This is a genomic window from Bacillus rugosus (assembly GCF_023238245.1).
Classification (GTDB): Bacteria; Bacillota; Bacilli; order Bacillales; family Bacillaceae; genus Bacillus; species Bacillus rugosus.
On sequence record NZ_CP096590.1, the window covers coordinates 2,318,144 to 2,343,783 of the forward strand.

Annotated in this window: 31 protein-coding genes; 4 read left to right on the top strand and 27 right to left on the bottom strand. The window is 44.4% G+C overall.

Features of this window, described 5'->3' with window-relative positions:
- Nucleotides 1-73: 73 nt before the first annotated feature.
- From spoVAF to ansA, 22 genes are all read right to left on the bottom strand, one after another.
- Nucleotides 74-1,555 carry a spore germination protein SpoVAF gene (gene spoVAF, locus M0696_RS11555; RefSeq protein ID WP_248601971.1) on the bottom strand — a complete coding sequence of 494 codons (1,482 nt, stop codon included), beginning with the start codon at nt 1,553-1,555 and terminating at the stop codon, nt 74-76.
- Nucleotides 1,500-2,117 carry a stage V sporulation protein SpoVABEA gene (gene spoVAEA, locus M0696_RS11560; RefSeq protein WP_248601972.1) on the bottom strand — a complete coding sequence of 206 codons (618 nt, stop codon included), beginning with the start codon at nt 2,115-2,117 and terminating at the stop codon, nt 1,500-1,502. The genes spoVAF and spoVAEA overlap by 56 nt, the downstream gene beginning before the upstream one ends.
- Nucleotides 2,118-2,124: 7 nt before the next feature.
- Nucleotides 2,125-2,475, bottom strand: a complete 351-nt coding sequence (gene spoVAE / locus M0696_RS11565; RefSeq protein ID WP_166851191.1) for a stage V sporulation protein AE — start codon at nt 2,473-2,475, stop codon at nt 2,125-2,127.
- Between the two features lies 1 nt (nt 2,476).
- Nucleotides 2,477-3,493: a stage V sporulation protein AD gene (gene spoVAD / locus M0696_RS11570; protein ID WP_166851189.1), complete on the bottom strand. Its 1,017-nt coding sequence runs from the start codon at nt 3,491-3,493 to the stop codon at nt 2,477-2,479.
- A gap of 12 nt (nt 3,494-3,505) precedes the next feature.
- Nucleotides 3,506-3,958: a stage V sporulation protein AC gene (spoVAC, locus tag M0696_RS11575; protein ID WP_014114265.1), complete on the bottom strand. Its 453-nt coding sequence runs from the start codon at nt 3,956-3,958 to the stop codon at nt 3,506-3,508.
- 13 nt (nt 3,959-3,971) lie between these two features.
- A complete protein-coding gene (gene spoVAB, locus M0696_RS11580; RefSeq protein ID WP_003223948.1) occupies nt 3,972-4,397 on the bottom strand; it encodes a stage V sporulation protein SpoVAB in 426 nt (141 codons plus the stop codon).
- Complete coding sequence (gene spoVAA, locus M0696_RS11585) at nt 4,387-5,007, bottom strand: stage V sporulation protein SpoVAA (RefSeq protein WP_166854638.1); 621 nt, start codon at nt 5,005-5,007, stop codon at nt 4,387-4,389. The genes spoVAB and spoVAA overlap by 11 nt, the downstream gene beginning before the upstream one ends.
- Nucleotides 5,008-5,133: 126 nt before the next feature.
- Nucleotides 5,134-5,901: an RNA polymerase sporulation sigma factor SigF gene (sigF, locus tag M0696_RS11590; protein ID WP_003223952.1), complete on the bottom strand. Its 768-nt coding sequence runs from the start codon at nt 5,899-5,901 to the stop codon at nt 5,134-5,136.
- 11 nt (nt 5,902-5,912) lie between these two features.
- The gene (spoIIAB, locus tag M0696_RS11595; protein ID WP_166851186.1) at nt 5,913-6,353 is read right to left on the bottom strand and encodes an anti-sigma F factor; all 441 of its coding nucleotides are present in this window, start codon (nt 6,351-6,353) and stop codon (nt 5,913-5,915) included.
- The gene (gene spoIIAA, locus M0696_RS11600) at nt 6,350-6,703 is read right to left on the bottom strand and encodes an anti-sigma F factor antagonist (protein ID WP_003223957.1); all 354 of its coding nucleotides are present in this window, start codon (nt 6,701-6,703) and stop codon (nt 6,350-6,352) included. Before spoIIAA ends, spoIIAB begins: the two co-directional genes overlap by 4 nt.
- A 95-nt stretch (nt 6,704-6,798) precedes the next feature.
- Nucleotides 6,799-7,968 carry a D-alanyl-D-alanine carboxypeptidase DacF gene (dacF, locus tag M0696_RS11605; protein ID WP_166851184.1) on the bottom strand — a complete coding sequence of 390 codons (1,170 nt, stop codon included), beginning with the start codon at nt 7,966-7,968 and terminating at the stop codon, nt 6,799-6,801.
- A gap of 159 nt (nt 7,969-8,127) precedes the next feature.
- Nucleotides 8,128-8,943: a purine nucleoside phosphorylase I, inosine and guanosine-specific gene (locus tag M0696_RS11610; RefSeq protein WP_166851182.1), complete on the bottom strand. Its 816-nt coding sequence runs from the start codon at nt 8,941-8,943 to the stop codon at nt 8,128-8,130.
- Between the two features lie 12 nt (nt 8,944-8,955).
- A complete protein-coding gene (gene deoB, locus M0696_RS11615; RefSeq protein WP_222143100.1) occupies nt 8,956-10,140 on the bottom strand; it encodes a phosphopentomutase in 1,185 nt (394 codons plus the stop codon).
- A 160-nt stretch (nt 10,141-10,300) separates the two neighbouring features.
- Nucleotides 10,301-11,191: a site-specific tyrosine recombinase XerD gene (gene xerD / locus M0696_RS11620; protein WP_222143101.1), complete on the bottom strand. Its 891-nt coding sequence runs from the start codon at nt 11,189-11,191 to the stop codon at nt 10,301-10,303.
- 7 nt (nt 11,192-11,198) lie between these two features.
- Nucleotides 11,199-11,426 carry a YqzK family protein gene (locus M0696_RS11625; protein WP_003223970.1) on the bottom strand — a complete coding sequence of 76 codons (228 nt, stop codon included), beginning with the start codon at nt 11,424-11,426 and terminating at the stop codon, nt 11,199-11,201.
- Nucleotides 11,427-11,550: 124 nt separating this feature from the next.
- Nucleotides 11,551-12,000: a ferric iron uptake transcriptional regulator gene (fur, locus tag M0696_RS11630; protein ID WP_003223972.1), complete on the bottom strand. Its 450-nt coding sequence runs from the start codon at nt 11,998-12,000 to the stop codon at nt 11,551-11,553.
- A 112-nt stretch (nt 12,001-12,112) separates the two neighbouring features.
- Nucleotides 12,113-12,757, bottom strand: a complete 645-nt coding sequence (gene spoIIM / locus M0696_RS11635; RefSeq protein WP_222143102.1) for a stage II sporulation protein M — start codon at nt 12,755-12,757, stop codon at nt 12,113-12,115.
- Between the two features lie 101 nt (nt 12,758-12,858).
- Nucleotides 12,859-13,074, bottom strand: a complete 216-nt coding sequence (locus M0696_RS11640; RefSeq protein WP_222143103.1) for a hypothetical protein — start codon at nt 13,072-13,074, stop codon at nt 12,859-12,861.
- Nucleotides 13,075-13,175: 101 nt separating this feature from the next.
- Entirely contained in the window at nt 13,176-14,495 is a 1,320-nt protein-coding gene (locus M0696_RS11645; protein WP_248601973.1) for a malic enzyme-like NAD(P)-binding protein, read from the bottom strand.
- Nucleotides 14,496-14,512: 17 nt separating this feature from the next.
- Complete coding sequence (nhaC, locus tag M0696_RS11650; protein ID WP_248601974.1) at nt 14,513-15,919, bottom strand: Na+/H+ antiporter NhaC; 1,407 nt, start codon at nt 15,917-15,919, stop codon at nt 14,513-14,515.
- A 141-nt stretch (nt 15,920-16,060) separates the two neighbouring features.
- Nucleotides 16,061-17,488, bottom strand: a complete 1,428-nt coding sequence (aspA, locus tag M0696_RS11655; protein ID WP_166851166.1) for an aspartate ammonia-lyase — start codon at nt 17,486-17,488, stop codon at nt 16,061-16,063.
- A gap of 44 nt (nt 17,489-17,532) precedes the next feature.
- The gene (gene ansA, locus M0696_RS11660; protein WP_166851164.1) at nt 17,533-18,522 is read right to left on the bottom strand and encodes an asparaginase; all 990 of its coding nucleotides are present in this window, start codon (nt 18,520-18,522) and stop codon (nt 17,533-17,535) included.
- Between the two features lie 181 nt (nt 18,523-18,703).
- Here ansA and ansR point away from each other — a divergent pair, with 181 nt between their 5' ends.
- A complete protein-coding gene (ansR, locus tag M0696_RS11665; protein WP_166851162.1) occupies nt 18,704-19,054 on the top strand; it encodes an HTH-type transcriptional regulator AnsR in 351 nt (116 codons plus the stop codon).
- Nucleotides 19,055-19,062: 8 nt separating this feature from the next.
- Here ansR and M0696_RS11670 read toward each other — a convergent pair whose 3' ends face one another.
- Both M0696_RS11670 and nudF read right to left on the bottom strand, forming a co-directional pair.
- On the bottom strand, nt 19,063-20,226 hold the full coding sequence (locus M0696_RS11670) for a TIGR00375 family protein (protein ID WP_248601975.1): 1,164 nt from the start codon (nt 20,224-20,226) through the stop codon (nt 19,063-19,065).
- On the bottom strand, nt 20,223-20,780 hold the full coding sequence (nudF, locus tag M0696_RS11675; RefSeq protein ID WP_222143106.1) for an ADP-ribose pyrophosphatase: 558 nt from the start codon (nt 20,778-20,780) through the stop codon (nt 20,223-20,225). The genes M0696_RS11670 and nudF overlap by 4 nt, the downstream gene beginning before the upstream one ends.
- A 73-nt stretch (nt 20,781-20,853) precedes the next feature.
- On the opposite strand from nudF, the gene mciZ reads away from it, so the two are divergent.
- Both mciZ and M0696_RS11685 read left to right on the top strand, forming a co-directional pair.
- The gene (mciZ, locus tag M0696_RS11680; protein ID WP_014114281.1) at nt 20,854-20,976 is read left to right on the top strand and encodes a Z-ring formation inhibitor MciZ; all 123 of its coding nucleotides are present in this window, start codon (nt 20,854-20,856) and stop codon (nt 20,974-20,976) included.
- A 62-nt stretch (nt 20,977-21,038) separates the two neighbouring features.
- Nucleotides 21,039-21,959 (top strand): aldo/keto reductase, encoded by a 921-nt coding sequence (locus tag M0696_RS11685; protein ID WP_166851155.1) that lies wholly within the window; start codon nt 21,039-21,041, stop codon nt 21,957-21,959.
- A gap of 30 nt (nt 21,960-21,989) precedes the next feature.
- Here the strand turns inward: M0696_RS11685 and M0696_RS11690 are convergent, their stop codons facing one another.
- On the bottom strand, nt 21,990-22,214 hold the full coding sequence (locus M0696_RS11690; RefSeq protein ID WP_166851153.1) for a YqkE family protein: 225 nt from the start codon (nt 22,212-22,214) through the stop codon (nt 21,990-21,992).
- 163 nt (nt 22,215-22,377) lie between these two features.
- On the opposite strand from M0696_RS11690, the gene M0696_RS11695 reads away from it, so the two are divergent.
- Complete coding sequence (locus M0696_RS11695) at nt 22,378-23,295, top strand: alpha/beta hydrolase (protein ID WP_222143107.1); 918 nt, start codon at nt 22,378-22,380, stop codon at nt 23,293-23,295.
- Between the two features lie 40 nt (nt 23,296-23,335).
- Here M0696_RS11695 and ftsW read toward each other — a convergent pair whose 3' ends face one another.
- Together ftsW and rodA are read right to left on the bottom strand one after the other, a co-directional pair.
- A complete protein-coding gene (gene ftsW, locus M0696_RS11700) occupies nt 23,336-24,481 on the bottom strand; it encodes a putative lipid II flippase FtsW (RefSeq protein ID WP_166854637.1) in 1,146 nt (381 codons plus the stop codon).
- Complete coding sequence (gene rodA / locus M0696_RS11705) at nt 24,477-25,634, bottom strand: rod shape-determining protein RodA (RefSeq protein WP_166851148.1); 1,158 nt, start codon at nt 25,632-25,634, stop codon at nt 24,477-24,479. Before rodA ends, ftsW begins: the two co-directional genes overlap by 5 nt.
- Nucleotides 25,635-25,640: the final 6 nt, after the last annotated feature.

Here is a 25,640-nt window from a genome sequence, read left to right on the forward strand (position 1 = left end):
AGGACAGTTTTATGAACTGTCCCTTCATAATTAAGACATACATTATCATACTCTTCAGTCAGTTTCAATGCGATTATGAATTGGTAGGTTGTCTTAAGCGATTTCTTGGGTGAACGATACTTGGTCTTACTTTTGCACCAGGTTTCGCTGTCCGAACCAGTACCTGCCACAGCGCCTTGCCGTTAAAAGGCATCAGCGGCCATAAGTACGGTGTTTGGAGGGATTTGATGCTGGCCATGGCAATAATTAGCACTGTGAATCCGATAACAAGCCCTTTTACATGAAATAAGGCAACGAGTATCATGAGGGAAAGTCGGCTCATTTTATTTGCCAAACTTAATTCATAACTAGGCGTCGTAAAGGTTCCGATCGCTGCAAGTGAGACGTATAGAATCACCTCTGGTGAAAACAGGCCGACATCAATGGCAATCTGTCCGATCAGCACAGCGGCAATTAATCCCATTGCTGTCGATAAAGCGGTCGGGGTATGAATGGCAGCCATTCTGAGAAACTCGATTCCTAAGTCAGCTAAGAATATCTGCAGGATGATCGGGATATGCGTATCTTTATTTAAACCGATAAATTTCATATTGTCGGGCAGCAGGTCCGGCTGCAGCACAAATAGAAACCAGATCGGGAGAAATATAGTGGAAGCAATGATACCGAAAAATCTTACCCATCTTAAAAAAGTACCGACTGCAGGCGCCTGCCTGTATTCTTCAGCATGCTGGACATGATGGAACAAAGTCGTCGGGGTGATAATTACACTTGGCGATGTATCAACCATAATGATGACATGGCCTTCAAGCACATGATTGGCCGCCACATCCGGCCTTTCTGTATAGCGGACGAGCGGATACGGGTTGTAGCTTTGTTTAATGATGAATTCCTCTACGGTTTTGTCAGCCATTGTTAATCCATCGACATCAATGGCAGCAATTTCTTTTTCCACGATGGCAACCAGATCCGGATCTGCAATATCTTCTATATAACAAATGCTCAGGTCCGTTTTTGATCGCTCGCCAACCTTTGTCATCTTGATGCGAAGCCGTTCGTCTCTGATCCGCCGTCTGAGAAGCGCCGTATTGACGACGATGTTCTCAACAAATCCGTCTCTGGCTCCCCTGACCACCTTTTCTGTATCAGGCTCTTCCGGATTTCTGCCCGGATAGCTTCTGACATCAATAATAAATGCGAAGCCTGCGTCTTCAACAATGACTGCAACTAAACCGGACAGCACTTGGTCAGTTGCTTCATCGAGTGTTTTTACTTTTTCAACCTGGGCATTAAGAAGCCTGTTTTCGACAATATCAATTAGATTATCTGGATCCTCATCCCGATTGTTAATGAAAACAAGTTCTCTCATTAAATGAATGATAAAAGCGGTGTCAGATAATCCATTCAGATAGTAAAGCTGTATTTCCTTGTCTAAAATATTAAGCTTGCGAACCCCTACATCATAGCTAGTTCCCATTCCGACCCGATTTTTAAAATACGCTTCATTTTTGGCTGGATCTCGATAAACCCGGATTTTCTCTTCCTTGTGATCCGGCATGATACCCGCTCCTTTCTAAAATAAACTCGACCGCTTTCATGGTGATTGGCGACCCTTTTGAGATATCGTCTTTTCTGCCCATTTTGCCGATATCCCCGATACCGACAATAAGCGGGAGATCAAGTTTATCAAGGCAATAGACTGTATCTCCGCTCATTCTGTGCTCATCAAATTCCCTTTCTCCGACTTTATCCACGCCGTATTCTGTTATTTCTCCATTGCGGTCAATGCTTACATCAACTCTGGTCCATTCAGCCTGATGGGTTTTTGACGCGACCGCAATCACTCCAAGCACTTCAATAGAGGGATGTGTGGCAACATAGGTCAGAGCGGATTCTCCCGGACCTTCTCCTTGGAGGCCGGAGTCGTCAAACATAACAAAAACAGGATCATATGGTGCAGAGGCGATCAGCTTGACTAGCTCTGCGCCGCTGCGGATGGAAGGGTTGCCTTTTGATTGTGAAATACATCGCCCTCCCACTTGGCTTGCGGCGTATTCAATTGTTTTAGCGGCGTACACATCTCCGTCTGTTACCAGTATGACCTTGCGTTTTGTCGTCATGTCAGCATTATCCTTTCGGTTTGAAAATAACAGCTACAAGAAAGGCGAAGAGAATGGCGGCTGAGATACCGGCAGAGGTCAGCTCAAAAATCCCCATGCCGATTCCGATAAATCCGTGTATATGCGCTTGGTGCATGGCACCGTGCAGAAGACTGTGGCCGAAGCTTACGATCGGAACGGTGGCGCCTCCTCCGGCAAATTCAATAAATTTATCGTAAATGCCGAAACCATCTAAGATCGCGCCGGTCACAACAAATGATGTCATGACGTGGGCTGGCGTCAATTTAAAAATATCCAAGAGCAGCTGGCCGACAATACAAATGGCCCCGCCGCATACAAAAGCCAAAAGGTAGTCCATGTTAAGATGCACCTCCTGCACGCTCAAATACAACCCCGTGGGCGATGGTCGGTATGGTTTCTTTTTGCTGAATCATCGTCGGGCTTAACAGCGCCCCGGTCGCCACGACAAATACACGGTTTAATTTTCCTTCTCTCAGCTGCTTAAAAATGTGAGAGTAGGTGACAACCGCTGAACAAGCGCAGCCGCTCCCTCCGGCAAAGACCTGCTGATCCGGAGTGTAAATCAGAAGCCCGCAATCATCATGCTTTGTGCCGACCGGATAGCCATCTTCTTTTAAGATGTCTTTTACGATGGGAGATCCAACGCCGGACAGGTCACCTGTCAGAATGAGATCATAATCATCCGCCGTTCTGTTGAGATCTTTAAAATGCTGCTTAATCGTATCAGCTGCAGCCGGAGCCATAGCCGATCCCATATCAAACGGATCTGTAATTCCTAAGTCAGAAACCTTCCCGACAGTCGCGCTTGTGATTTGGATATCACCCGGTGTCTGACTGATCACAACTGCTCCGCTTCCTGTGACAGTAGAGGTGGCAGTGTCCGGTTTTTGGCCTCCGTATTCCGTCGGATAACGAAACTGTCTTTCCGCTGTAGCATTATGACTGCTGGTGGCAGCGATCGCCCTCTTGGCAAACCCGCCGTCAACTAAGGCAGATGCGACAGCCACTGTTTCCATTGATGTTGAACAGGCGCCAAACATACATAGAAACGGAATGTTCAAGTGTCTTGCTACATAGTTGGCCGTCACGTTTTGATTCAGCAAGTCGCCTGCCAGCAATAGATCAATATCATCTTTTGTCAGATTATTTTTTTGAAGCGCTGAAGTAATAGCATCTTCCATCAGCTGGCGTTCAGCCATTTCCCAGCTTTTTTGATTACAGTGCATCTCATCATAGGTTTTATCATATAAAGAGCCGAGCGGCCCGTCTTTTTCCTTTGGTCCGGCTGCCGTTCCCGCCGAGTTGACAAATAAGGGATGTTCAAATACCCAGGTTTGCTTTCCTGTTAATTTCATTTTCTTCTCCTCCTATGACATCAGTTTCTCAAAAGCAAACCGAATCATTCCAACGATGTAAGCAGCCACAACTCCAAAAACAATGACATTTCCCGCCAGTTTAAACATATTTGTCGCTACTCCAAGAACAAACCCTTCGCTTTTATATTCAAGAGCCGCACTTGCCATACTGTTGGCAAAACCTGTGACCGGCACAGCTGAACCGGCGCCTGCAAACTGTCCGATTCTGTCATAGATGCCGAACCCGGTCAACAGGGCTGAAATCAATATCAGTGTTGCTGCCGTTGGATTCCCTGCTGTTTTTTCATTAAAATCAAAAAAATGGATATAAAAATTCTGCAGACCTTGCCCGATCGCACAGATCAGACCGCCTACCAGAAAGGCTTTTACACAGTTCCAGACGTAAGGCGGCTTAGGCTGATATGTTTTCACTTTTGATTTGTAGTTTTCTTTTATGTTTGTCATCTTGGAAACCTCCTTATGAATGATCAATAAAATACAGCCAGTGAAATAAAGATCCCGCGATTTTCCCAATCACGATGGCCATTAACAGAATAATGATTTTACTTCTGAGCCCGATTCGCTTTGCTAAAATCGGCAATACATTTAAAACCTCTGTAAGGGCAGCTGCAAGCATCCCGACAAACACACCTGCCAGCAGCCCGACCGGCACGGCAATCCATTTTGTTAAAAAAAGATGGTTCATATGAAGCGTCTCCCATCCCCCGCAAACAGCGCCAAGAATAACAGCCGCTTCATAAGCCTGAACAAATCTCATTGTTTTGGTGAGCTGCATCAGCCGCGGAATGATTCCCATTACGGTTAAAAAAGCAACGAAGCCAGCCCCCACCGTGATGCCTCCGCCGAGCCCGACAAAAATAATGAACAATACACTAACGATCATGCAGGTCCTTTATTGTTTCTTGATTCTCATGCATGGCCACATATTGATCGAGATCAAGCTGATAGTTAAACATCTCAACCTCCAGCGGGCTGGGCTCTTCATTAAGGCGCTTTTTAAATATGTGGTTAAAAAACACGATCATCCCCAGTCCCAAACCGATGCTGTATGGGATTTGAAGCAAATATGGATAGTCATTCCTCTCTCCGGTTATGATTTCATATAGTGCAATATGAACATCTCTCATGCTTACATCCTCATGAAAGTTCATAATGGCTAGACACGATCCGATAAACAGAAGCAGCCAGACACCGATAAACAGAACCGTTGATAATTGCCGTTTCCGATACTGAATTTCAACAATGGTTTCTGCTCCGCCTACCGTTTGAACATCAAGAGTCGGATCTTGTAAATGAATGGCTCTGAGGACTTGTATGATATCCAGGATTACGATATTTTTATCTTTTTCGCTCACCTGATAAAGCGGCATAGCCGACAGTTTCTTTTTCAGCTGAAGCTGTCCTTCAATTTGCGCGGCATCTCCAACCGTGATAATATCTCCCGGATGGGCCAGCACCCTGTGGCGAAGTCGGATAAATATACGTCGTTCCATCATTGATCACCATCTTTCGGTGGTTATATATGTAGTATGTGGTTCGATTTTGTTCTCATTCATCCGCTCGAAAAGACCATAAATTACCACGCTTTTGCACACAAAAAAGCTAGCCTGCATCGCAGACTAGCTATCCGTATGATCCATTTGAACCTTGATCTGTTTTAATATTTTCTTTTCAAGCCTTGAAACTTGAACTTGAGAGATCCCAAGCCGCTCAGCCACTTCGGACTGTGTCTGATCTTTATAATATCTGAGATAGACGATTAGTTTTTCCCTTTCCTCCAAATCGCTGATCGCTTCTTTCAGCGCAATCTTGTCAAACCATTTTTCTTCTGAGTTGTCAGCGATTTGATCAAGCAGAGTAATCGGATCTCCGTCATTCTCATAAACGGTTTCGTGAATCGAAGACGGAGCCCTTACCGCCTCTTGAGCAAGTACGACATCTTCTGCTTCAATTTCCAAATGGTCGGCGATCTCCTGCACCGTCGGCACTCTGCCCAGTGTTTTTGAAAGCTCATCCTTCGCGCGCCGGATTTTGTTTCCGAGCTCTTTTAATGACCTTGACACCTTTACGGTTCCGTCATCACGGATAAAACGCTGGATTTCACCGATAATCATTGGCACTGCATACGTTGAAAAACGCACATCATAGGTTAAATCAAATTTGTCAACAGATTTTAACAGCCCGATGCAGCCGATCTGGAAGAGATCGTCAGGCTCGTAACCTCTGTTTAAAAACCGCTGTACGACAGACCAAACAAGACGCATGTTTTTTTCTATGAGGAGGTCTCTTGCCTGCTGGTCGCCATTTTGGCTTTGTTTGATTAATTCCTTTACTTCATGATCCTTCAGCTGAGCGTTTTTGCCGTTTTTCTTAACCTCCACATCCATAACAAATCTCCTTAATTACAAAGCGCTTTGCTTTTTGATAAGTGCTTTGTTAAGCGAATCGTTGTGCCCATCTCAGGTGATGAATCGATACTGACATCATCCATGAAATTTTCCATAATGGTAAAGCCCATTCCGGAGCGCTCAAGCTCAGGCTTAGTCGTGAATAAAGGCTGGCGGGCTTCTTCAAGATCTGTAATGCCCCTGCCTTCATCACGAATGGTCATATATACGACATGATCTTCCAGCGTCACTGAAATGTAAACTTTTCCGTCACAGTTCTCTTCATACCCATGGATAATAGCATTCGTTACAGCCTCTGACACGACTGTTTTGATTTCGGTCAGTTCGTCCATTGTCGGGTCAAGCTGGGCAATAAACGAAGCAACTGTGACACGGGCGAACGATTCATTCTGGCTGAGGGCAGAAAATTCAATATGCATTTCATTTTTCATGATGCCACCCCCAGCGTCAGCAGCGCCTGCTGCTCAGATTGTTCAAATCGGATAATTTTAAACAGACCCGACATATCAAACAGCCGCTTCACCGCAGGAGAGATAGCGCAAACGACCATTTCCCCGCCAATTTGCTTAATTTGCTTGTATCTTCCTAAAATGACGCCAAGCCCCGAGCTGTCCATAAAGGAAAGGTCCTCCAGGTTCAGCACGATATGGCGAATATCATCCTTCTCCAATGATTGAGTCACTTTTTGTTTCAGGGTTTCAGCCGTATGGTGATCGAGTTCGCCTGTTAATCGAATACAAAGCACAGATTCTTTGACATGCATGTCAATTCCAAGGCTCATGCTCATTCCTCCTTGATATGATCGGATAATGAGTGTTTCGATTTCGACGGAATGAATTCCTTCACCGTGACAAAACTAGTGGTCATTCGGCATAATTACTTAAATTTTGTCCAGTCTCCCATCGTTCGCTTCAAGAATGTTATGAACCCGGCTTTCTTCATATCTTCTTTAGCAGCAACAGGACTTTCAGCGAGTACTTCTCCATCCTTTTTCAGAACGAGTGTCCCAAGCTCTTGGCCTTTTTGAACAGGAGCACTCACATTGTCATTCAATTTGATTTCTTTTTTCACATTTTTCATATCCTCGCCTTTTTTCGTCAATATTGAAATCGGCTCAGAAGTAGTGAGTTCGATAAATTTTTGTTTGCCTTTTTTGACCTTTACTTTTGCTACTATTTCATTTCTTTTATATAAAGGATGTGTTTCATATTGACTAAAAGCGAAATCAAGCATCTTTGTCACTTGCGCGTTTCTATCTTTAGGTGTGCTCGCTCCGAACACAACCGCAATGGCCCGCATGTTTCCTTTTTTAGCCGAAGCTGTCAGACAATATTTCGCTTCACCTGTATAGCCTGTTTTTACGCCGTCTACGCCAGGATAAAACTTGATCAGCCGATTCGTATTCACAAGCCAAAACTTTTTATCTGTATTTTCGCGCAGATAGTCTTCATACGTGCCGGTAAACTTCGTTATTGATTCGTATTTCAATAATTCCTTAGCCATGATTGCCATGTCATAAGCAGAGCTGTAATGCCCTTCCTCGGTCAATCCGGTCGGGTTTTTGAAAGATGTATTTTTCAAGCCAAGCTCTTTTGCTTTTTTATTCATTTTCCTAACAAACTCTTCTTCAGAGCCGGAAATGAATTCAGCCATCGCTACGGAAGCGTCATTTCCCGATGCGATCGCGATGCCTTTCAGCATTTCTTTGACAGTCATTTCCTCACCGGGTTCAAGGAAAATCTGTGAGCCGCCCATAGAAGCAGCGTGCTCGCTCGTACGGACCTTATCACTCATTTTGATTTTGCCTTCATCTAAAGCTTCCATAATTAAAAGCATCGTCATAATTTTTGTCATACTTGCAGGTGCCAGTCTCTCATTACTGTTCTTGTTGTAAAGCACTTTTCCCGTGTCACGTTCTATCAGCACCGCAGACTTCGCTTCATGAGCAAGCTCCGATGTGCCTTTTCCGTCTTGTTTTGCAAATGCAGACGGTGCAAATGTAAGCAGCATTATACCAATCAACAAAGTGGATAAAAGACGTTTCATCTTAAAAGCCCTCCATTTCATAATCCTTTTTATTTTTTCCAAGCCGGATGGTTTTATACACCATTGATGGAAAATGTTTCGTATCTTTTTTAGGCATAAAAAAAGACAGCTGCGTCATATCAGACACAGCTGTCTTTTGATCTTGCTATCATTCATTTTTTATTCGTATTGAGCGACGACCGCTTTAACAAGCTGCAAGAATCCTGCTTTTACTTTTTCCGTCACTTCCATTACTTCATCGTGACTTAAAGGCTGATCCAGAATTCCGGCTGCCGCGTTGGAGATGCAGGAAATGCCAAGGACACGCATTCCTGCATGATTTGCCACAATGACTTCCGGAACAGTAGACATGCCGACTGCATCAGAGCCCATTGTTCTTAAAAAACGGACTTCTGCCGGTGTTTCGTAAGATGGTCCTGTCACAGCGGTATACACACCTTTTTGAATTGGAATGTTAAGGTCTTTCGCAATCTTTTCAGCCAGGCTGGATAGATCTTTGTCATAGGCTGAAGACATATCAGGAAATCTAGCGCCGAAATCAGCTTCATTTGGCCCGATCAGCGGGTTTGTTCCCATAAAGTTGATATGGTCAGTAATGATCATTAAGTCTCCCGCACGGAATTCAGTGTTGACACCGCCAGCGGCATTTGTCACGATCAATGTTTCCACGCCGAGCGCTTTCATCACGCGTACAGGGAAAGTGACTTTCTCCATTGAATAGCCTTCATAAAAATGAAAACGGCCCTGCATAGCTATGACGGAAACTCCTTCAAGGGTGCCAAGCACAAGCTGGCCGGCATGTCCCTCAACAGTAGATACCGGGAATTCAGGTATGTCTTCATATTTCAGCTTGACCGGATTTTCGATTTCATCCGCCAAAATACCAAGACCTGAGCCTAAAATAAGGCCGATCTTCGGAGATTCCGGCAGGTTTTGCTTAATAAAAGCGGCTGCGCGTTCAATTCTGTCTTTCAAGAAATAGTCCCCCTATTGTAATAAAGATAAAAAGCTTTTTCCGTATTTCGGTTTATTCGTTTGGAAATTATCAGCGATCGTTGCGCCGATATCAGCAAATGTATCTGCAAGCGGCAGCATTTGCGCTTTCTTATGTTTTTTGCTGTAAGCGAGAATCGGCACGTATTCGCGTGTATGGTCGGTTCCATGATGAATCGGATCATTGCCGTGGTCGGCTGTAATGATTAACAGATCGTCTTCTTTCATTTTCTCAAACACTTCTGGAAGACGTGCATCAAATTCTTCAAGCGCGCGTCCGTAGCCTTCCGGGTCACGGCGATGTCCGAATAAAGCGTCAAAATCAACAAGGTTCGCAAAGCTCAGACCAGTAAAGTCTTCTCCCAGCGTATCGATCACCTTGTCCACTCCGTCCATATTGGAAACCGTTCTCCGTGAAGAAGTAATGCCTTCTCCGTCATAAATATCAGAGATTTTCCCAATTGAAATCACATCTAAACCGCTGTCTTTCAATTCATTCATGACAGTGCGGTCAAACGGCTTAAGTGCATAGTCATGACGGTTTGGTGTCCGTTTGAATTGTCCCGGCTCTCCGACGAACGGGCGTGCGATAATGCGGCCTACCATATACTTCGGATCAAGCGTCAGCTCTCTCGCTGTTTCACAAATGCGGTACAGCTCTTCAAGCGGCACAACCTCTTCGTGCGCGGCAATTTGCAGAACCGAGTCAGCAGATGTGTATACAATTAAAGCCCCTGTCTCCATGTGCTCCTGGCCAAGTTCATCCAAAATCGCTGTGCCGGAAGCCGGCTTGTTGCCGATAATTTTGCGTCCAGATCTCTTTTCCAGCTCCTGAAGCAGTTCATCAGGAAAGCCTTCCGGGAACACTTTAAACGGTTTATCAATATACAAGCCCATGATCTCCCAATGGCCGGTCATGGTATCTTTGCCGTTTGACGCTTCTTGCATTTTTCCATAATACGCAAGCGGATGTTCTGTTTTTTCTACACCTTTGATATCTCCGATGAGACCAAGGCCCAGTTTTGCCATATTCGGCATATGTAATCCATCCATATGTTCGGCAATATGCCCAAGCGTATTGGCGCCTTCGTCATTAAAGTCAGCAGCATCCGGCGCTTCACCGATTCCGACTGAGTCCATTACAATTAAAAACACACGATTATATTTGTATGCAGGCATCTTGAAAGCCTCCTTTTTTTCTATACGTCTATTGTATCGCTTAGAGGTCAGACAACTCAAGTATAAACCGTTTACATTCCCATTGACAATGCATTCGGAAATAATGAGAAACTTCGATATTTTCTGGCACTCTAAACAAAAAAGCCGCAGCCACCTGCGGCTAGGCGCGCGGATGAAACTGCTTGTACACATCCTTCAGCCTTGTTTTTGTCACATGCGTATAAATTTGCGTCGTGGATATATCCGCGTGGCCGAGCATTTCCTGTACCGCTCTAAGATCAGCCCCGTTCTCAAGCAGGTGGGTCGCAAAGGAATGCCTGAGCGTATGCGGGGTCAGCTCTTTTTTAATCCCAGCTTCCAGCGCGATTTTCTTCAGGTTTTTCCAAAATCCCTGCCGGCTGATTTGTTTGCCGTGATGATTTAAAAAGAGAGCGTCAGACACATTGTTCTTTAACAGTTTTCCCCTGGCTTTTGTCATATATTCCTCAATGGCGGAAGCGGCGGCTTCACCGATTGGCACAATCCGTTCTTTTCTTCCTTTTCCGAAGCAGCGGACAAAACCCATGGATAAATGAACATCTGCCGTTTTCAATTCAATCATCTCACTGACTCGTATGCCTGTCGCGTAAAGCAGCTCCAGCATCGCTTTATCCCGGTAGCCAAAAGGGCTCGTCAGCTTAGGCGTGTCCAATAATCGCTCGACCTCATTGAGCGCAAGCACCTTCGGAAGCGCCCGTTCGGTCTTTTGTGTTTCGATATGAACGGAAGGATCCTTGTCTGTCACCTTTTCCCTGAGCAGAAATTGGTGAAAAGAGCGAATGGATGCCAAATGCCGCGCCGATGTCTTGCCGGATTTCCCCGAGTCCTTCAAGTGCTTTAAATATTGGATAATATGTATGCGGGTTACGTGATTCCAATCTGTAACTTGAAGGGTTTCTGTTAAATAGAGAGAATAGCTTTTCAGGTCACGTTCATAGGATACCACCGTGTTTTGGGAAAGCCCTCTCTCTACCATGACATAGTGGATGAAATCCTTTATTTGATCTTTCACTCATGATCTACTCCCCGTTTTGGTAAAAAAAGATCAACCGGTCGAACCATCCGCCTTTTTCATCCTGATCCATTTCAACAACTTTTACAGCGGAGCCTTCCGGTTTATCGTACCGATGATAGTTTTCATACTCTTGATTCACCCATATCATAGCATAATAGAACAGAGCGGTAAAACCGGTAAACAGGATGAAAACTTTCAATGCATCTAGAGCTGTTTTTAGGAATCTTCCCATGTCCTAATCGATCCTTTCCCTATGGTTCCAGTTATTTAAACCATATGCCAAATCAGAAAGGTTTTATACATAGAAACAGCAAAAAACCCTTTCCCCATGAGAAAAGGTTCGCGCTCGGCACCGTCTATTCAGTTTCTTTTCCGTTACAGCGGTGGCAAATGCCGTGAAACGTCAATCTATGATCTTTAATCTTAAATTTCCAATCACGTTCAATGATTTCTTCCACGTCTTCAAGCAAATCTTCTTCAATTTCATCAACGGCTCCGCACTCCATGCACACCAAGTGGTGATGAAAGTGAGCTGCGCCCTCTTTCCGAAGGTCGTAACGGGATACGCCGTCTCCAAAGTTAATTTTATCAACAACTTTTAATTCAGTTAATAATTCAAGCGTACGGTATACTGTTGCGAGACCGATTTCAGGAGATTTCTCTTTTACGAGGAGGTATACATCTTCTGCGCTTAAATGGTCTTCTTCGTTTTCAAGCAGCACTCTTACTGTCGCTTCACGCTGAGGCGTAAGTTTGTAGCTGGATGAGTGCAGTTGTTTCTTAATTCGATCAATACGGTTTTCCATGTCTTTCCCTCCTACGCCGCATTCCATGACTCATTATAACAAAATACGCGCAGAGTTCCAACTATAATTATTATAAACTGATAAATAAAACGATTTTCTTTTAATAATTATTTTAAAAAAGTCTCGAAGTAAGCTGTTCCATTAAGACAGGAGATAAATATGCTTCAAAGAGGGATGAGATCAGTGCTAACATCAGAATGACCAGAAGCACAAAGGCATACCGCCCGAACCACTGGATCGGCGCGTCATGAAGGCTGCGTTTCACGAACAGCTGCCTGATTAACTTTAAAGAAAACGCAATCGCACATGTGCCCATAATCAGATAAGCCGGAATCAGCAGAACATTTTGCGGCAATACGGAGACAAATGATAAGAAAAAACCGCTGACTCCCATCTGATTGACAAGAAACCCGACAGTAAAGCCGACGACGATGCCTTTCAGAAAGATCATGATAAAAATAATCGGCATCCCAATGACGGAAATTCCCAATATCCACATCAACCCTAAATACTTTGCATTATGAAAGATACTTTGCCCAAACATATCAGATGAACTTGCCTGTTTTCCATCCGAAAGCTGTCCGAAAAATTGGCTTAAATAATAGTATAAATCTTCTTTCTGACTGATGGTCATGCTGTTGACAATAATCGCGCCAAAGATGACACCCATGAAAAACAGCACTGAGACAAATATATAAAGAGAGAGATGATCTTTGACATGTCGGAGAAACATGTCCTTATAAGAGATTTTTCGCATACCGTTTCCTCCCGCCCGCTCTAGTGATTTGATTTAATAGATTGTATGAAAGAAACGGAAAAACATGCCCTTTTTCAAAAAAGAAACGATAGAGAAGAATGCTAGGCGGCTTTTTTGGACACAAAAAAATCCTTATCATCAACTGCCGTATGATCATAAGGATTCTTATGCTTCCGTTTATTAAAAATTTCTTTTTTGCTTTTTGTCATTCTTTCATGTGTGCTGAACGACGATATAATGCCTCTTGATAATAAGACGTCACGCCCGCCATTTCTAAGCAGATGATCCCGCTTCTTTTTCGCCCGGCTTTTTGCCATGCTGATCACTCCCTTATTTATTTTCACAGCAATTATAGCAGATCATTATATGATACGAGAAAAAACAGCACCTGTTTATGCCAGGTGCTGTTTTACTTCATTTATTTTACTGCTGTAAGTGCTGCGTGCTCAACCGCAGCTGCTACCTCTTGATGGACTTTTGAATCAAGCGGCTGCGGGACCACATCGCCTTGTTTTGTGCAGGCTGCGATGGCCTCTGCTGCTGCGACAAGCATATTATGATTAATCTCTTTGCTTTTCGCATTAAGCGCCCCTCTGAAAATCCCCGGGAAACCGAGCACATTATTAACAGAACGTCCGTCCGCTGCATATGCGGCGCCAGCCTGCAGCGCGGCCTCCGGCTCAATTTCCGGCTTCGGATTCGATAAAGCCAAAATTACCTGACCAGAACGTACAAATGCTGGTTTAATTAACCCCGGAACGCCCGTTGTGGCAATGACAATATCACATGTTTCCATGAGCTCCTCAATGCTGGCAACTGCCTGTCCGCCGTATTGTTCGAGACGGTTCATTGCTTCCTCTGATTTGTCTGTTCCGTACACAGCTTTCACGCCGTAGGCCATAAACATCCGGCAGATGGCAACACCTGCTGCGCCCAGGCCGATTTGCCCCACTTTCGCTTCTTTCAGGTCAACCCCCGCGCTTCTGCATGCCGAGATGGCAGCTGCCAGCGTCACAACAGCTGTACCGTGCTGATCATCGTGCATAACAGGTATGTTCAGCTCTTCTTTTAGGCGGTCCTCAATTTCGAAGCAATGCGGCGAGCCGATATCTTCAAGCAGGATGCCGTTAAAACCCGGAGAAATATGCTTTACTGTTTTGATGATTTCTTCAGGATCACTCGTATCAAGCAATATCGGAATGCCGCTAATACCCGCCAACTGATCAAACAGAGCAGCCTTTCCTTCCATGACAGGCATGCCTGCCACAGAGCCAATATTCCCAAGACCGAGGATTGCCGTTCCATCCGTTACTATCGCGACAGAATTGCTGATCGTTGTATAAATAGACGCTTTTTCAGGCTCTTTTTCGATCAGCCTGCACACGTCTGCTACACCTGGTGTATAGACACGTCCGAGCTCTGCCAGCGAGCGGATCGGCATTTTGCTTTTCATTTGGATTTTTCCGCCTTCATGTGCGGACAGGACCTCATCAGATACGGTGTGAAGCCTAATCCCTTCTCCCAAGGCCTGTACAGCCGCGATCACTTCCTGAAGCTGTTCTTCATTCTCCACTTGAACGGTAATATTCCGCATTGTGTAATTGGGTCCTACTTTTACCGTCTCCACTTCACCAATATCCCCGCCCAGGAGGCCGATTGCCGTAGCCACCCTTCCAAGATTTCCGGGAACCGAAGGCGTTTCAATCATCAGTGTCCGAATCATGTGTTTCGCTATCATTCAGTGATCCTCCCCTATTAGCCTAGTTTTTCTTCTTTAACTGTATTGTTTTTCGTATACCATATAAATTTTCCTGTATAACCATAGATAACGGCAAGACCTATTGCAACAAAACTCAGCCACATAAACGGCAAATAAGAGAAGGTAGAAACTCCTAGTATTCCCGCCATGTAAATACCGTTATCAGACCAAGGCACCATACCTGAAGTTAATGTACCTCCGACCTCTGAGTTACGGGATAGCACTCTTCTATCGAGATTCAATCGATCATAGCTGTTTTCCATAATCTTCGGAGTCAAAATAAGAGATACATACATCGCACAGCCGAAGATGTTCGCTAAAAACGCTACAATCAGCGTAGATAAAGTGACGTTGCCCGGTGATGTTAATTTCTTTTCAAACATAGAGACAATCACTTTTAAGACGCCAAGCTTTTCAAGCAGGCCTCCAAATCCGAGACCAAAGATAATGACGACAAGGGAACCGAGCATTCCGACGATGCCTCCGCGATTTAACAGGCCGTTCAAGAATTCCACATCTGTTTTAATAGAGAATCCGTTGTAGGCAGTTGCAACAGCATCCGCTGGATTCATGCCTTGGAAAACAACAGCCCAGACAGCGCCAAGCAATGCGCCAATTACGATAACCGGCATTGACGGCTTTTTCAGCGCCAATAAGATAATCACGACAACAGCCGGGATCAGCATCCAAATATGAATGTCAAACGTATTTTGCAAAGATGATTTCAAGAATTCAACTTTATCAAGATCAATATTTTTCCCGCCGTACATAAAACCGGTAATTGTAAATAAAATTGCGGTAATCACATATGCTGGCACAGATAAAAAGAGCATTGCTCTGACGTGATCTAACACATCCACTTTAGATAGTGAAGAAGCAAGAACTGTGCTGTCAGACAGAGGAGACAGCTTGTCCCCGAAATAAGCGCCTGAAAGAATAGCTCCCGCTACAAGAGGAAGCGGAAGGCCTAATCCCTCTCCAATTGCGATCATGGCAATGCCGGCAGTTCCGACTGTTCCCCATGACGTTCCTGTTGCTACAGACATAATTGAACAAATAATTAGCGTTGCAAGTAAAAAGATGCTAGGGTGAATAAATTCTAAACCATAGTAAATCAGAGTCGGTACAATCCCCCCGGCGATCCAAGTTCCAATAAGTGCTCCTACTGAAACAAGAATCAGAACGGCTTCAAGACCGTTTGATATTCCATTCAGGATGGCATTTTGCATATCTTTATAAGAATAACCGAGTCTGATTCCGAGAATCATTGCGATAAACCAGGAAATGAAGAGCGCGAGCTGTATCGGCAAGTCTAAAAAGACTGTAAACGACATGACAAGTGCTAAAAATGATCCTAGTACAATAATAATTTCGAATAGTGTTGGCAGTCTTACATCCTTCAAAAGAAGTCCCCCTTCATGTAAAAAGCTAAAACGCTTTCAATAAATAGTGCAACACGTATACTATACTTCCTCATCCCTATGTTGTAAACAGCTTATTCATCCGACTATACGGAGATGAATAAGCTGTGTTTTGTTTAAATTTTATTTTTCTAATAGTTCTTTCCCTGCAATACCTGGTTTTGTCATCTCATATGGGTTTAAAATGATATCCAACTCTTCTTCTGTCAGCACATCATGCTGCAGGCATAGATCACGGACTGATTGGCCTGTCATAATTGCTTCCCGGGCAATTCGGGCTGCCGCTTCATACCCAAGGTGCGGATTGACTGCAGTGATCACTCCCGCACTTTTTTCCACGTATTGTTTCAAGCGTTGTTCGTTGGCTTCGATGCCTTTTAAGCAATAGTCAGTGAACGAACGGAAGCCATTGTTCATGATGCTGATGGATTGAAGCAAGTTAAAGACAAGCACTGGCTCCATGACGTTCAATTCAAGCTGGCCGGCTTCTGAAGCAAGGCAGATTGTATTGTCGTTTCCAATAACCTGGAATGCAATTTGGTTGATTAGCTCAGCCATAACCGGATTGACTTTTCCCGGCATAATGGATGACCCCGGCTGACGTGCCGGCAGAGAAATTTCTGCAAGTCCGGCGCGCGGGCCTGATGCCATTAAGCGAAGGTCGTTTGCGATCTTCGACATGTTCATCATGCAGACTTTTAATGAAGCCGATACCTCTGTATAGGCATCTGTATTTTGTGTCGCATCAACGAGATGATCAGCACCGACAAGGGGAAGACCGCTGATATCAGCAAGGTGCTTCACAACCTGTTTGATATATTCAGGATCTGCGTTCAGGCCCGTACCGACAGCTGTTGCGCCCATGTTGACTTCATACAGGTGCTGGCGTGATTGCTTGATCCGTTTGATATCACGCTCCAGGACGCGGCTGTACGCTTCGAATTCCTGGCCTAAACGAATCGGAACAGCGTCTTGCAGGTGTGTCCGGCCCATTTTAATAACAGAATCAAACTCCTGTGCTTTTTGTTTGAACACACTATGCATATCTTCCATTGTTTTCAGCAGTTTTTCCAACAGCTTCAATGTGGAAATATGAATAGCGGTCGGGAACACATCGTTTGTAGACTGTGACATATTCACATGTGTGTTTGGGCTTAAATGGATGTAGTCTCCCTTTTTATGTCCCATGATTTCAAGCGCCCGGTTTCCGATAACCTCATTCGCATTCATGTTCATAGAAGTTCCGGCACCGCCCTGAATCGGATCGACGATAAACTGATCGTGCCATTTGCCTTCCAGAATCTCGTCAGCAGCTTGTACGATAGCTTGGCCAATTCCTTCATACAGCCGTTTCACGTCCATGTTGGCAAGAGCTGCAGCTTTTTTAACAATCGCAAGCGCGTTAATCATTTCTTCATGGATCTTGTATCCCGTAATCGGGAAGTTTTCAGAAGCACGGAGCGTCTGGATTCCGTAATAAACATTAGCTTCAATTTGTTTTTCTCCAAGGAAGTCTTTTTCCACGCGGTATTCTTTTTGGCCGTTTAACATTTCTTTAACCTACTTTCTCTTTGTTGATCATCGTTTCTGTGATTTTACAGGACAACGTCATCGGCAATCGGAGTTTCCATAATACGCTTGACGACTGGAAGATCCGAAGACTGGCCGAGTGCCCACATCAATTTTGGCACGATTGCTTCTGTGTTCATATTTCTTGATCGGATAATTAAGTCTTGGTTTACTCTGCGGCCGACCTCGTAAATGCTCATGTCTTCGCCTTCTTCCAGACATTGAGTTGTGATCACGACGACAATGCCGCTTTCGATTAGCTCATTCACTTTTGACAAAATGTCTCTGCCTTCAAACGGCACGCCCCCGCTGCCATAACTCTCAATGACAACTCCTCTGTACATGCTTTTCAGGGCATCAAACATTTCTGGCTTTAAGCCTGGATGCAGCTTCAGAAGACATACATCAGTGCATAGTGAAGTATCAACTGTGAAGGTGTCGTTCTCAGGTTCCGTTACTTGTTTGTTGTATTCGATCCCGTCTTCATTGATAAAAGCGATATATGGATAATTGATGCTTTCAAATGCGTCGTAGCTTTTCGTTCTTAATTTGATCGCTCGCGTTCCTTGGATAACTCTGCCGTCAAACACAACATAAACGCCGCCCACGCCTTCACAGGCAAAGCGAATCGCGTCTGTAATATTTTTTTTGGCGTCGGTTTTTTGGAACGTGATCGGGATCTGCGAACCAGTGATGACAATCGGCTTTTTGGCATGCTGCAGCATATATGATAGTGCGGCAGATGTATAGGCCATTGTATCTGTACCGTGTGTAATAACAAATCCATCATAGGCATCATAATTCTCCTTAACGGCTTCTGCTATTTCAACCCAGTATTCAGGCTGCATATTGGTGCTGTCTATATTCATAAGCGACTGAGTTTCCATCGTGTAATCGTTATCAAGTTTTGATACGTAACTTAATAATTCATCAGCCTTGACCCCGGGAGCCAGCCCGTTTTCCCCTTCAACTGAAGCAATCGTTCCCCCAGTTGTCAACATCAATAATTTTTTCATACCATGCACCTCTTCACTATATCTAAAGATGGGTTGCGAGAAGGCATTCGCTTTTCGCATACTTTTAATGCAATTATAGACACGGAAAATAAAATACGCAAGACATTATTATTCAATTCGCGTACACTTCCTAATACCTATATGATATAATCAGCTCAACGTGAAAAAGGAGCGGAAGTTCATGAATCTAGATCGTTTAACTGAGTTGAGAAAAAAGAAAAATTGGTCACTTCAATATACAGCTGACCTTCTGGGTATCGCAAAAAGCACATATGCCGGCTACGAGTCAGGCTACCGCCGGCCTTCGCTTGAGGCACTTGCCATGCTGGCTGACCTCTTTGACACAACCTGCGATGAACTTTTGGGCCGCGAGAAACAAAAGCAGACTGCTCCTCAGACCATTGAATTGACCACGTGGAGCAGCCTTGACTTTACCATTTCTGTTGATAGCAAGCCGCTAAGTGAAGACGAAATCATCCAGCTGATCACTTTTATCCGGACAAAAAGAAAAGTACAGGAGGAACTGAGTTAATCTTTAACTCACCGTTTAATTTTCCCGTAGGTTCCTCCTCCTCCGGCTTTCAATTCCAGCTTTCCGGATCTAGCTTTTACAATAAGAGCCGCGGTTTTCGGCGGGACAACTCGAGCCAAATCCTCTTCTGCAGCCTCATGAAGAACAGCCATTTCTGTTCCGAAGGCTTTTTTTAGTTTGTCCAGTGTTTTCGGACCGACACCCGGAACAAATTGCAGCGGAATCTGATGAATATATCGCGGACGCGGGACGCGAACTTCAGTCTGATCACTCAATTCACGCAATCTTTCACTGACTCCCTTGGTAAACCTGGCATTTCCGCAATTCGCGCACGCCGTTTCCCCGCTCACAGCAGGTTCTCCGCACGCCTCGCAAGCCGTCTGATAATATTTTCCCAATAGAGGGTCCAAGCCGTAATTTGCGGTAATTTTCCTATCACCCTGTCCCCTTAATGCAAGTGCAAATTCAGTAAAATCAACTGACTGTACATATAGTTCATTATATTCTCTGCCGATTTTTCCTAACGAATGCGCATCAGAATTTGTTAAAAAAGTATACTGATTCAATTCAGATACGTGAGAAGCCATGTCTGTATCACAACTTAACCCAAGCTCCACCGCATCTATCATAGAGGGATCAAAAACCTCGGTTAAGCTTAATTTAACCCCTTTTCCATATAAGCTTTTATGCGGTGTAAAGATATGGGCGGGGATAAACAGCCCGCCCATTTCCTTCACTTTTTTTTGCAGATTCAAGCCCGTTTCATAAATCCGCTGTGAGCTTAAGTGAATATTTTTCAACCGCGCTGACAGCCAGTTTGAAAACTGCTTCATATCAGCCAGCGTCGGCATAAAGACGAGCACATGGATCGGTCCGCTGCAGGCTTCATCATAAATCTCCAGCTCGCTTCCAAATAAAAGAGTCGTGCTGCGATAACGAATCCCCCCGCCGGCAAGCTCGTGATATCTTCCAGATGAAATGCCTTCCTCAAGCTCCAGGATAACTTCCGGAGAATGACAATCAATAATGCCAAGAAGTTCAATTCCTTTATGTTCACTGGCTTCAACCAAAATTCGGTCCAGCGTCAGCGTTTTGGCGCCTGTTATTTTGACAGCCCTTCCTGTAAAGGTCCGGCCGATATGAATGTGCAAATCCGCGTAAATCTTTTTCATTTTTGTGCTTGGAGCGCTTCTTTCAGCTGAAGATACTGAATCGCATATGCTGTTTTAGCATCATATACTTCATGCGATTCAACCAGCTTTAGCGCATCTACAAGCGTCACCTCCATCACTTCAACAAACTCGTCCTCATCAAGCTCCCGTTTTTCTTCGAGTACAGAAAGCTCTTCAGCAAGAAACACGTGAACAATTTCATCAGCAAAGCCGGGCGATGTATAAAACGCAGTGATTTTTGTCAGTTTTTTCGCTGTATACCCCGTTTCCTCTTCAAGCTCCCGAAGTGCCGTGTACTCAGGCTCCTCCCCTTTCTCAAGCTTTCCTGCCGGGATTTCAACGATCGTCCGCTCAAGAGGCTTGCGGAATTGTTTCACCATGATGATTTTCCCTTCATCTGTGACAGCTAATATGGCTACAGCTCCAGGGTGTTTCACAATTTCGCGTTTACTCGTTTTTCCGTTTGGCAGCTCAACGTCCTCTACATAAAGATCAATGACTTTCCCTGAAAAGATCTGTTCTTTGGCAATTGTTTTTTCTTCTAATGATTTCATTTCTTCATCTCCCGTTCTGTCTCTATATGATGCCCCATACATTTTATCATACTAGAAAAAAGGGGGCTTCTTCGTGAAAGTGCACCGCATGCCCAAAGGTGTTGTCTTAGTCGGAAAAGCATGGGAGATTCGGGCAAAGTTAAAGGAGTACGGACGCACATTCCAATATGTGAAAGATTGGGTCTCTAAGCCGTAAAAGTTGAAACTTCAGCTCCTTTATATTACGGTCAATACAAAGCCTAAAAAAGGAGTGTGCACATGAGAAAGCGCAAACTGGGTACTTCTGATTTAGAAATAAGCGAAGTCGGACTCGGCTGTATGTCTCTTGGAACTGAAAAAAACAAAGCCTTGTCCATTCTGGATGAAGCGATCGAGCTGGGCATCAATTATTTGGACACAGCGGATTTGTATGACCGCGGACGCAACGAAGAAATCGTCGGTGATGCGATCCAAAACAGACGCCAGGATATTATTTTGGCAACGAAAGCGGGAAACCGCTGGAATGAAGAAAGCGAAGGCTGGTATTGGGATCCTTCAAAAGCTTATATAAAAGAAGCCGTAAAAAAGAGCCTTGCGCGGCTGAAAACGGATTATATTGATCTTTATCAGCTTCACGGCGGCACGATAGAGGACAACATTGATGAAACCATTGAAGCGTTTGAGGAGTTAAAACAAGAAGGTGTGATCCGTTACTACGGCATTTCTTCCATTCGTCCGAATGTGATAAAAGAATATGTGAAAAAATCCAACATCGTCAGTATTATGATGCAATTCAGCCTGTTTGACAGACGCCCCGAGGAATGGCTTCCGCTTTTAGAGGAACATCAAATCAGCGTAGTCACCAGGGGTCCGGTTGCAAAAGGGCTGTTAACTGAAAAACCGCTTGAACAAGTGGCGGACAGCATCAAACAAAACGGGTACTTATCCTATTCGTTTGAGGAATTGACAAATGCCCGCAGAGCGATGGAGAATGTCGCGCCCGATCTTTCCATGACAGAAAAGTCTCTGCAGTATCTGTTAGCACAGCCGGCTGTCGCCTCAGTGATTACAGGCGCCAGTAAGATTGAGCAGTTACGGGAAAACGTTCAGGCTGCAAACGCACGGCGTTTAAGCGAAGAGGAAATCAAAGCGCTCCAATCTCATACGAAACAAGACGTTTACGAAGCGCACCGCTCATAACAGAAAAACCAGCACTGTACGGGTGCTGGTTTATTTATATTGATGCCAATCCATTTGGTTTTCATTAAGGAGTTCTTCAAAGCTTTTGTTTTTTTCGATCTCTTTTTTCTTTCTGATCTGTTCTGCTTTTTCTCTTTCCTGCCTCTTTTCATCCTCTTCCTTCAATTGGCTCTTCATCTCCATAAGCTTTGCTTTGATGTCAGATTGAAGGTCGTCTTTTAACTGGTGTTTGTCAGCGGATTTTTGTTTTTTCATGTACGCTTCCCCCGTGATTTGTTTTGAGGCCAGTTTATCACGGAGCATACAGACTGAACAAGCGGACTCTCTTCTGAAAACTTTTTTGATCAACACAGCACTGTTTAGGTATAATGATTTCAAGTATAAATTTCCTGTATTTAGTTGAAAGGTGCTGTGACTTTTGAAGAAAATCCTTTTGGCCATTGGCGCTGTCTTAACCGCTGTAATCGCAATCGGAATTGTTTTTTCAAATATCATTCTGTTTATCAGGAAAAAAACAGATGAAGATATTATCAAAAGAGAGACAGTCGACGGACATGATGTGTTTGAATCATTTGAACGAATGGAGAAAACCGCTTTTGTTATACCATCGGGTTACGGGTATGATATAAAAGGATACCATGTCGCACAGCATGACACACCTAACACCATCATCATCTGCCACGGGGTGACGATGAATGTGCTGAATTCTCTTAAATATATGCAGTTATTTCTTGATCTTGGCTGGAATGTGATTGTTTATGACCATCGCCGGCACGGACAAAGCGGCGGAAAGACGACTAGCTACGGGTTTTATGAAAAGGATGATCTCAGTGAGGTTGTCAGCTGGGTCAAGAACAAAACAGGCCATCGCGGATTAATCGGTATTCACGGTGAATCAATGGGAGCTGCGACTGCCCTGCTTTACGCTGGTGAACATTGTGATGATGGTGCTGATTTTTATATCGCTGATTGCCCATTCGCACGTTTTGATGAACAGCTTGCCCATCGGCTGAAAGCGGAGTACAGGCTCCCGGCTTGGCCGCTGCTCCCCATCGCCGACTTCTTTTTGAAGCTAAGGGGCGGCTATCGGGCACGCGACGTATCTCCGCTTGCTGTCATTGATAAAATCGAAAAACCGGTCCTCTTTATTCACAGTAAAGATGATGATTATATTCCCGTTTCTTCTACCGAGCGGCTTTATGAAAAGAAACCCGGACCGAAGGCGCTGTATATTGCAGATAACGGCGAACATGCCATGTCATATACGAAAAACCGGGACACATACCGAAAAACGGTGCAGGAGTTTTTAGAGAAAATAGAAACCTCGAAACCTTAAGCCCTGCCCTAGTTTTTTTTCAACCATAAGAGAGGCCTTTCTATAAAAGATAGGCCTCTCTTATTTTACTCTTCTTAACGTGTGATGAGAGATTGACCAATATCCCGGCTGAAATCAGCATGAACATTAACGAAGAACCACCATAGCTGACAAACGGAAGAGGAATTCCGGTAATGGGGAGAAGACCTAAAACAGCGCCCAGGTTAAATAACGATTGAATCATGATCTGGAAGGTAAGGCCGATCGCCAGCAGCTTTCCAAAAGGATCATTGATTTGCACAGCGATCCGAACACCTCTGAACATCATTAACAGGTAGGCCCCGATGATCATCAACAGCCCGACCCCGCCGAGTTCCTCGGTAATAACCGCCATAATAAAGTCCGTATGGGCTTCAGGAAGAAATCCCAGCTTTTGAACACTGTTTCCCAATCCATTTCCCCAGAACCCGCCCGAATCGATGGCGAGGTAGGAATTGATTAACTGGTAGCCGTCTCCGTTTTCATCCTGAAAAGGATTCCTGAACGATGTCAGCCTTCTTAACCGGTACGGCGCCGTCATAGCAAAATATGCGATGCCGGCCCCGGCCATTGTCCCGAGAAGCAATAAGTGCCGTTTTCTGATGCCGGCGCACAACAGAACAGCTCCGCAGCTTAACAGGATCGAAACGGCGGTGCCCAAGTCCGGCTGCTTTAAAATTAGAAAAAACACGGCCGCCAAGATGAGCAGCGGGGGCATGACGCCCTTTCCAAAATTGGCGATATATCTCTGCTTTTTTGCATACACGTAAGCAAAATAAATAATCATCACAAGCTTCACAGCCTCAGACGGCTGAATGATGAGCGAACCGAAATGAATCCACCTTTGGGAATTGTTTTTCTCCACCCCAATCCCCGGCAGCAAAACGAGAAGCAGCATCAAAAAAGAAAGCTTTACTAAAAACCGGATGAGTTTGCCGTAAGCTTTGTAAGGGAAAAAGACGGCAGCCGAAAAAAAGGTCAAACCAATGAGCAGCCATTGCAGCTGCTTCATAAAAAAATAGCTGCCATTACCATACTTTATATATCCGAGGGGGTAGCCGGCGCTGTAAACCATCAGCAAACCAAGCGAGGATAAAATCAGAACCAATGCGATCAAGACATAATCCAGCTTCTTTAGATGGGAAAGAATCACCTTAAGCACTTCAATCCCACCCCCTGCCAAACATATAATGCTTAGATCTGATATTCACACTGAAAACGAGACCTAAAGCAATCATATTGGTCAATAGCGCGCTGCCGCCATAGCTGATAAACGGAAGAGCGAGCCCTGTCACCGGCATTAAACCGATCGTCATCCCGATATTTTGAAACACTTGAAATATAATTAAGCCTGCAACCCCCGCAGATATATAAACACCGAACAGACTGTTGGACCGCATCGCAATCCTAATAATTCTGTAGATCATCAGAAAATACAGACAGATTAATGTTACGGCACCAAAAAAACCGAACTCTTCACCAATCACGGCGAATATAAAATCGGTATGAGCCTCCGGAATTTTCCCTCCTTGAACTTGGACTCCATGAGTAAAGCCGCTTCCTGTCAGCTGACCTGATCCTATCGCCAATAACGACTGTGTCAGCTGGTAACCATATGTAGACGCATGTTGATGAGGGCTGAGCCAGCCGTATATCCTGTCAAGCTGATGGGGTTTAATGATCTTAGAAAATATCTCAAAGTAATAATTGTGCAAAAACGTCAAAAAGGCGATTAATGCTATGAATCCAAGTGACAGGGACATGATCATTCTGCCCGAAATCCCCGAGACCAGCATTAACGTGAATGCAATCGACAATATCACCAATGCAGAGCCTAAATCAGGCTGAATCAATATGAAGAAAAACGGAATCAGTGTGTACACCATGATTTTACCCGTCGGAATGATGCTCTCTGTGAAAGAAAACCTTTTATGCTGATATTGATTAAGGACCGAAGCCAACAGAAGAATCAAAATAATCTTCATAAATTCTGTAGGCTGGATTTCTAACACCCCCAAGCTTATCCACCTTTGTGAACCATTTTTATAAGTTCCAAAAAAATGAACGAGAATGAGGAGAAAAACAGCTCCTACAAATAACCTGAGCGCCAATCGTTCGAGCAGCTCGTAATCGATATAAGCTGTCCCGGCCATGATGCCAAATCCGACAAGATACCAAATGACCTGCCGTTTAGCAAAATAAAAAGGGTCCTGTGTTTCATACTGCCCCGATCCGCTGTAAACAGCCAGTAAACTGATGCAAAACAGACTAAATAAAATGAGCAGAAGACTGATGTCAATGTTGGTTTGTTTTTGTTTCATCTTTAA